The sequence below is a fragment of the Paraburkholderia terricola genome, assembly GCF_900142195.1.
Lineage (GTDB): Bacteria > Pseudomonadota > Gammaproteobacteria > Burkholderiales > Burkholderiaceae > Paraburkholderia > Paraburkholderia terricola.
In genome coordinates, this window is the sequence record NZ_FRAB01000090.1 from 1 (window position 1) to 6,861 (window position 6,861).

Here is a 6,861-nt window from a genome sequence, read left to right on the forward strand (position 1 = left end):
GGTGCCTTGTAATCGAAGGTGCGCGTCGTGAGCGTGGTGCTCTGAAGCGTTCTTGTGCCCGACCACTGAACCAGTGCATCGGTTTCGCTGTTCGTACCCGCTCGATAGAAACGGACGGTCTTGGGTGAAAGCGGCCGGAACGCGTCGAGGTTGTCCGTGACGATGAGCGTATGTGACTGGCCGTCGCCAGCCTGCTCGAAACAGCCGAACAGCCCTTCGTTTTCCATCAGCCGGTGCACGAAGTTCCAGTCGTCCTCGTATTGCATGCAGAACGAACGCGGGGGCAGGGGCCGGCTCAGCGCAAAGCGGAATGCGCCCTGGGCCTGTGGATGCAGGTTGAAGACATCGGTGAGGATTTCGTCGGCGGGTTTGTCCTGCCAGATCCGCGCGTCCTTGCGAAAGCGCAGGAAATGCATCCACGAGGCAAAGCCGAGCTGATAACTCGTGAGTCCGTTATCCGAGCCGAGGCGTCGCGCGGTATGCACATAGCCGTGATGAGGCAGATAGGATTTGTCGGTCTGCTGGATCCACAGCGTGACGGGCTGCGCGATCAGCGTTTTGAGTTCAATGGCACCGGAAGTGGAAACGACATCAACGGTGAATTCGTAATGGCGGCCAATCCGCGAATGGCCAATAACCCGCTGCGGCAGAAGAACATTACCGCCCAGCGGACTATCCAGTTTCAGCAGACGGTCGCTCTGGACGAGTCCGCCCTTTATTGCCCCGATTATGTCCTGCGCTCCCATACCGCCTCGTCTTGTTGGATCGAGCGACCGCGCTCCGCGCGATTTTAGGGAACTTCAGACGAAACGGCCAGCTATTCAACGTCAATGAATGTCGAGCGGCATGAATTGCCGAGCCTGAATATGCCGACGGCATATTTTGTAAATCCAGCCAAAGGCCCTCGAATATACCGATTACGAAGCCGGTATAAAACGGCGATAGCCGGATTACCTAATCCATTCCACGAGACAAGGGCATGGTCAACCGCGAAGAACCGATCGACCACACCGCACCCTCCCACTCACCGCGTAACCTGCGTACCCGCCGTTCCCGCCGCCATTTCCTCGATCTGCTCGAGCGAGCCGATCACCGCGCGCTTGCCGGTACGCGCGACGAAATCGCACGCCGCTTCCACCTTGGGGCCCATCGATCCGGCGGGAAACGCGATCGACCGCAATGCCGCCACCGATATCTCCCCCAGCGCCCGCTCGCTCGGCGTATGCCAGTCGGCATAGACGGCATCCACGTCGGTCGCGATCAGCAGCAGGTCGGCGCTCAGATTCGCGGCGAGTAACCCGCTGCACAGATCCTTGTCGATCACGGCCTCGATGCCGGTACGCGTTCGCCCGTCCGCCGCGAGCGTGACCGGGATGCCGCCGCCACCGGCCGCGATCACGATCGCGTCGTGCTCCAGCAGCCATTCAACCGGCTTTAGTGCGTCGATGCGCCGAGGCTTCGGCGACGCCACGACACGCCTGAAGCCGCTTCCATCAGGCGCGATACGCCAGCCATTGCGCGCCGCAAGCAGTTCGGCCTGCGCCTGCGTATAAACCGGGCCGATCGGTTTGGTGGGATGCGCGAAGGCCGGATCGTCGGCATCGACCTCGACGCGCGTGAGCAGGGTGGCCACCTGCCGCGCGGCCGGCAGCGCGTTCGCCAGTTCCTGTTCGAGCAGATAGCCGATCATGCCTTCGGATTCGGCGTCGAGTACATCGAGCGGCGCTGCGTCCTCCGCGTTGCCGTTGGCGGCCTGCAACGCCAGCAGTCCGACCTGCGGACCGTTGCCATGCGCGACCACCAGTTGATGCTCACCAGCGAGCCGCGCGATTTGCGTCGCGGCACGGCGGATATTGGCGATCTGGTGCGCCATCGTCATCGGTTCACCGCGGCGCAGCAGCGCGTTGCCGCCCAGCGCTATCAGAATGCGCATCTCAAGTCCCTTACGCGAGCGTCGCCACGAGCACGGCCTTGATGGTGTGCATGCGGTTTTCAGCCTGGGAGAATACGATCGACGCATTCGATTCGAACACTTCGTCGCTCACTTCGAGTTCGGACAGGCCGAAATGCTCGTGGATCGTGCGGCCGGTTTCCGTATCGAGATTGTGATAGGCGGGCAGGCAGTGCATGAAGTGCGTGCGCGCCTTGCCGGTGGCTTTCATCAGCGCGGCGTTGACCTGATAGGGCAGCAGCAGATCGATGCGCGGGCCCCACGCCTGAACCGGTTCGCCCATCGACACCCACACATCCGTGTAGATGAAATCGGCGTTGCTCACGGCCTCATGCGGGTCCTCGACGATCGTCACGCTCGCGCCGGTTCGCTCGGCGAGATGCCGCATCTGTTCCACCAGTTCGTCATTCGGCCACAACTCGCGCGGCGCGGCGATACGCACGTCCATGCCCATCTGCACGCCGCCGATCAGCAGCGAATTGCCCATGTTGAAGCGGGCGTCGCCGAGGTAGCAGAACGACAGTTCGTGGAGCGGCTTTTCGCCGAATTCCTGCATGGTCAGCAGATCGGCGAGCACTTGCGTCGGGTGGAATTCGTCGGTGAGGCCGTTCCATACCGGAACGTGCGAATAGGTCGCGAGATCCTCCACCATGCTCTGATGAAAGCCGCGATATTCGATGCCGTCGTAGAGGCGTCCGAGCACCCGCGCGGTGTCCTTGAGCGACTCCTTGCGGCCGAGTTGCGAACTGCTGGAATCGATGTAGGTGACGTGGCCGCCCTGGTCGTGCACGGCGACCTCGAAGGCGCAACGCGTGCGCGTCGAGGTCTTTTCGAAGATCAGGGCCACGTTCTTGCCGGTGAGGCGCGGCACTTCGTTGCCTGCATATTTCGCGCGCTTGAGTTCGGCGGCGAGGTCGAGCAGAAAGCGGATGTCACGCGGCGTGAAATCCTGCATGTTCAGCAAACTGCGGTTGCGTAGATTGAATGCCATGAGCGAATTCTCCAGAAGTGCGACGCGCGCGCGGGCGTCAGAGGGGGGCGTGTTCGATGGGACAGGTCATGCAATGGCCACCGCCGCGGCCGCGTCCCAGTTCGCCGCTCGGAATCGTGATGACCTCCACGCCCGCCTTGCGCAAAAGCGTGTTGGTGTAGACGTTGCGGTTGTAGGCGGCGACCACGCCCGGCGCGAGCGCGATCACGTTATTGCCGTCGTCCCATTGCTCGCGCTCCGACTCCCACGTATCGCCGCCGGTGGCGACGGTGCGCAGCGTCGCGATGCCTAGCGCCCTGGCGACCACGTCGAGGAACGGCGCTTTCTCGGGCCGCACGTCGAGCTGACCCGGCATGCTGCCGGGACGCAAGGTCGTGCAACGGATCGCGTCGACCACCTCGGGAAAGATCGTCACGAGGTCGTGGTCGCAGAAGGTGAAGACGGTATCGAGATGCATCGCGCCACGCGAGCGCGGCAGTTGCGCGGCGATGACCTGCTTGACCGATTCGCGGGCGAACAGCGACCGCGCGAGTTGCGCGACGCCTTGCGGCGAGGTGCGCTCGCCCATGCCGATCAACACGACGTCGCGCGATAGCGGCATCACATCGCCGCCTTCGAGCGTGGCGCCCCCGTGGTTCGTGTCGGGGTCGCCCCACCAGATGCGCGTGCCGCCGCTGAAGAGCGGATGGAACCGGTAGATGGCCGCGGCAAGCAGCGTTTCCTGTTGCCGGGCCGGCCAGTACATCGATCCGAGCACGATGCCGTCGTTGATCCAGCAACTGCTGTCGCGCGTGAAAAGCGTGTTCGGCAACGCCGGAAGAATGAAGCCCGAGGGCGGGGTGCATTGCGCGAGCAGGCCGGCGGGCTCGAACGGCAACTCGGCTCGAACGATTCCGCCGATCAGGCGTTCGGCCAGCTCGTCAGCGCTCATTTCATCGAGCCAGGGCCGCAGTTGCGCGGCCAGTTCATCGTCCACCGTGCCGGGCGCGAGCTTGCGCTCGACCACCCATTCGCGCGCCTCGCGGCCGCGCAGAATATCGGTCAGCAGATCGTGCATCTCGAGCACGTCGACGCCATGCTCCTGCATCGTGCTGACGAACGCGTAATGATCGTTCTTCGCCTGCGATACCCACAGCACGTCGTCGAACAACAACTCGCGGCAATTGGCCGGTGTCAGGCGCGCCTGGGCGAGGCCGGGGCGGCAGACCATGACCTTGCGCAACGGGCCGATTTCTGAATAAACGCCGAATGTCATTGTGATTCTCCTGGAGATTGACGGATCAAAGGCCGAGCGCGCCGGTGGACAGCAGCCATGCCGCCACGGCGGCGAGGACGAGCAGGGCCGCGAGGATCACCACTTCGAAAGGCTTGAAAAGACGCGCGCCGCGTTCGCGTTTCGCCCAGCCGTACAGCAGCACGCCAGGTGCGTAGAGGAGGGCGGAGAGCAGCAGATACTTGGGACCGGCGGCGTACAGCAGCCAGCAGCAATAAACGGTTGCGGCCGCGCCGATCAGCAGGTCGCGGAGGCGCGTGTTGTCCGTCGGCGCATAACCTTCGCCGCGCATCGCGATGCGGGTCGCGTAGACGGCGGAGAACAGATACGGGACCAGGATCATCGAAGTCGCCAGCGAGATGAGCGCCTGATAAGTCGCGCTGGATACGAGCGTGATGATGAGAAACAACTGCACCAGTCCGTTGGTGACCCACAGCGCGTTGGCCGGCACGCCGTGACTATTCTCGCGGGCCAGAAACTTCGGCATGACGCCGCCGTCCGCCGGTGTGAAGAGCGTTTCGGCCGCCAACAGCGTCCAGGCCAGCAATGCGCCGCCGACCGACACCAGCAGACCGAGACTGATCAGCACCGCGCCCCAGGCGCCGACCGCGCGGTCGAGCACGCCGGCCATCGACGGGTTCTTCATCGCGGCGAGTTCGCCTTGCGGGACGATGCCGAGCGACAACAAGGAGACCGCCATCAGCAGCACCAGGACGACGGCGAAGCCGAGCAGGGTCGCGCGCCCGATATCCTCGCGCCGCTGCGCGCGGGCCGAGAACACACTGGCGCCTTCGATGCCGATGAACACCCACACGGTGATGAGCATCGTGCTCTTGACTTGCGTGAACACGCTGCCGAGCTTCACGTTGCCCCAGAAGTCCTGTGCGATCACATGGCCCTTGAATGCGGCTGCCGCGAGCACGATGAACAACAGCAGCGGGATGATCTTGGCGACCGTGGTGATCGCGTTGAGCACCGCCGCGCCGCGCACGCCGCGCAGGATCACCGCGTGCATGATCCACAGCGTGATGGATGCGCCGAGCACCGCGGCACGTGTATTGCCGTCGCCGAACACGGGAAAGAAGTAGCCGAGCGTGCCGAACACGATGACGAGATAGCCGACGTTGCCGATCCACGCGCTGACCCAGTAGCCCCACGCCGAATTGAAGCCGACGAAGTCGCCGGCGCTGGCCCGCGCATAGGCGTAGATGCCGTTGTCGAGTTCGGGCTTGCGCGTCGTCAAGGTCTGATAGACGAATGCGAGCATCAACATGCCCGCGCCGGCGATCAGCCAGCCGATCAGCACGGCGGCGGCCCCGGCGCCCGAGGCCATGTTCTGCGGTAGCGAGAACACGCCGCTGCCGATCATCGAACCGATCACCAGAGCGGTGAGCAAGCCGAGGCGCAATGGTTTGGCGCCCACGCTCGCAGCGCTATCGGCCGGCTTCGCGGAAGCGGAGGCCGGGAGTGAACCTGCCAGGTTTTTCATGACGGACCTCGCCGTTTTTTTTGGTAAGTGGATTAGGTCACTTCATGGCGATGGGTCCATTGATCTGGATCATTCACCCGACGACCGCGGACCGGTCGGGCTGGGGAGAACGCGAAGTCGGACGATCTGTCACGCGCTTGCTTGATGCAGGTCAGGCGACCGAACGTATTCGCGCCGATGATCCAGTTAGCTGTGGCGATACGCAGGTATCCGGCCGTCGAGCGGGATTCCTGCAACGTCTACGAGGAGCGGGTCATGTATCAGAAGATCGTCGTCGCGCTGGATGGCAGCGAGTCGTCCAGATGGGCGCTGTACGAAGCGCTCGACATGGCGCAGCTTACGCAGGCGCGGCTTCACGCGGTGTACATCGTGCATCCCTGGGGCGTGTCCAGGTATGCGGGCTATGTCGACTCGAATCAGCTTCGTGACGTGCTACGTGAAGACGGCCGCATTGCTCTCGACGAAGCGCGCCGGGCCATGACCGAACGTGGCGTGCCCGGCGACACGGAGATCGAGGAAGCAGAAAATGCAGCGGACGATGTCGCTCACTGCCTCGGCCGTTGCGTGCAACGCCAGGGTGCTGGTCTGGTGGTGATGGGTACGCAAGGCCGGCACGGCATAGGGCGGTTGTTGCTCGGCAGCGTCGCGGAAGCGTTCTTGCGGCGCGCGGACGTTCCGGTGCTTGTGGTGGGATCTCCGAGGGATCTGGATGGAATACCTTCGGGGCTTTGAGTTGGGGTTGGGAGTTTATGAAGTGGACGTGCGTCGGGAGTATGCGTTGATTGACATAATACAAATTATCACCCGGACGGATGTTACGGCAAAGCTGTAGTGTCGTACCTGGGCAAAGCTGAAACGTCGCATGTCATGCTGGCTGACCTTTGACGGGAGGCTCGCATGACGACGACATCCGGGACGATCACCATGACGATGCGCGAGGTAGACCGGCTCAGGACGATCCAGTCGGTGGTCGACGGCATGCTGATGACATGGCAGGCCGCAGAACGGCTCCGTCTGAGCCGGCGTCAGGTTGAGCGGTTGACGGTGCGCTATCGCAGCCAGGGTGCTTCGGGACTGCTGTCACGGCATCGTGGACACCCGAGCAATTACCAGTTGGCAGACGGCGTGGCCGAGCGCGCGTTGAACCTGATCCGGGA

7 protein-coding genes are annotated in these 6,861 nt (G+C 63.4%); 2 read left to right on the forward strand and 5 right to left on the reverse strand.

Annotated elements, in window-relative coordinates; genetic code table 11:
* From BUE39_RS33380 to arcD, 5 genes are all read right to left on the reverse strand, one after another.
* The coding region (locus tag BUE39_RS33380) for a type VI secretion system Vgr family protein (protein WP_200799541.1) at positions 1–746 on the reverse strand (746 nt) is incomplete at its 3' end.
* A gap of 278 nt (positions 747–1,024) precedes the next feature.
* Positions 1,025–1,933, reverse strand: a complete 909-nt coding sequence (gene arcC, locus BUE39_RS33385) for a carbamate kinase (RefSeq protein ID WP_073432949.1) — start codon at positions 1,931–1,933, stop codon at positions 1,025–1,027.
* A gap of 10 nt (positions 1,934–1,943) precedes the next feature.
* Positions 1,944–2,942 (reverse strand): ornithine carbamoyltransferase, encoded by a 999-nt coding sequence (gene argF / locus BUE39_RS33390; protein ID WP_073432950.1) that lies wholly within the window; start codon positions 2,940–2,942, stop codon positions 1,944–1,946.
* Between the two features lie 37 nt (positions 2,943–2,979).
* Complete coding sequence (locus BUE39_RS33395) at positions 2,980–4,197, reverse strand: arginine deiminase (RefSeq protein ID WP_073432951.1); 1,218 nt, start codon at positions 4,195–4,197, stop codon at positions 2,980–2,982.
* 25 nt (positions 4,198–4,222) lie between these two features.
* Positions 4,223–5,704 carry an arginine-ornithine antiporter gene (arcD, locus tag BUE39_RS33400; protein WP_073432952.1) on the reverse strand — a complete coding sequence of 494 codons (1,482 nt, stop codon included), beginning with the start codon at positions 5,702–5,704 and terminating at the stop codon, positions 4,223–4,225.
* Between the two features lie 255 nt (positions 5,705–5,959).
* Between arcD and BUE39_RS33405 the strand changes: the two genes are divergently transcribed.
* Complete coding sequence (locus BUE39_RS33405) at positions 5,960–6,436, forward strand: universal stress protein (protein ID WP_073432953.1); 477 nt, start codon at positions 5,960–5,962, stop codon at positions 6,434–6,436.
* 165 nt (positions 6,437–6,601) lie between these two features.
* On the forward strand, positions 6,602–6,861 hold a 260-nt coding region (locus BUE39_RS33410), incomplete at its 3' end, for a helix-turn-helix domain-containing protein (RefSeq protein WP_143169545.1).

What these genes read in the sequence shown, in the direction of transcription:
- BUE39_RS33395 (WP_073432951.1), bottom strand. Translation starts at nt 4,197, where the DNA reads ATGACATTCGGCGTTTATTCAGAAATCGGCCCGTTGCGCAAGGTCATG.
- argF (WP_073432950.1), bottom strand. Translation starts at nt 2,942, where the DNA reads ATGGCATTCAATCTACGCAACCGCAGTTTGCTGAACATGCAGGATTTC.
- arcC (WP_073432949.1), bottom strand. Translation starts at nt 1,933, where the DNA reads ATGCGCATTCTGATAGCGCTGGGCGGCAACGCGCTGCTGCGCCGCGGT.
- BUE39_RS33405 (WP_073432953.1), top strand. Translation starts at nt 5,960, where the DNA reads ATGTATCAGAAGATCGTCGTCGCGCTGGATGGCAGCGAGTCGTCCAGA.
- arcD (WP_073432952.1), bottom strand. Translation starts at nt 5,704, where the DNA reads ATGAAAAACCTGGCAGGTTCACTCCCGGCCTCCGCTTCCGCGAAGCCG.